This window comes from Paraburkholderia sp. EG286B (assembly GCF_040965655.1).
Taxonomy (GTDB): domain Bacteria; phylum Pseudomonadota; class Gammaproteobacteria; order Burkholderiales; family Burkholderiaceae; genus Paraburkholderia.
The window spans coordinates 1-444 of sequence record NZ_JBFRCF010000171.1 but is presented as its reverse complement, the minus strand read 5'-3'; the positions used below and the strand labels follow the sequence as shown (position 1 = coordinate 444).

Below are 444 nucleotides of genomic sequence, written 5' to 3'. Positions count from 1 at the left end.
TTGGCCTCAAACCGCTGAACCAGCGTGAACTTCGCGTTGAAATTTCACAATGCGATGAAACGCGCGGCGAGAGCCGCGTAAGCGCAGAAAGGCTGTTTCTACCGGGAGGTACTTCAGCAGCCTGCTAAGCGAAACCCACGGCATGCTGCACGGCGAGAACGTCGCGTTCTGGACGCTATGCCTGCTCATGCTAGAAAATCGCCCGATCCAGGAAATCGAGGAGATGATCCGGTTCTGCGAACAGGTCGGGCTTCCTACGACACTCGCCGAACTAGGGCTGACCGGCGACCTGCGGTACTACGCGAACCGGATCGCCGAGGCATCGCTCGCTGAAGGAGAATCTACCCACGCGTGTCCCGTCGATGTTTCCGTGGCCCTCGTGAGTGATTCGATACTCGCGGTCGACGCGACGACGACGCGGATGCGGGCGGCGAGACACTAGCG

1 protein-coding gene is annotated in these 444 nt (G+C 60.1%); it reads left to right on the top strand.

The genetic code is table 11. From position 1 onward, the window contains the following. Positions 1 to 121 precede the first annotated feature (121 nt). The gene (locus AB4Y42_RS44260) at positions 122 to 442 is read left to right on the top strand and encodes an iron-containing alcohol dehydrogenase (RefSeq protein WP_368697899.1); all 321 of its coding nucleotides are present in this window, start codon (positions 122 to 124) and stop codon (positions 440 to 442) included. Positions 443 to 444 lie beyond the last annotated feature (2 nt).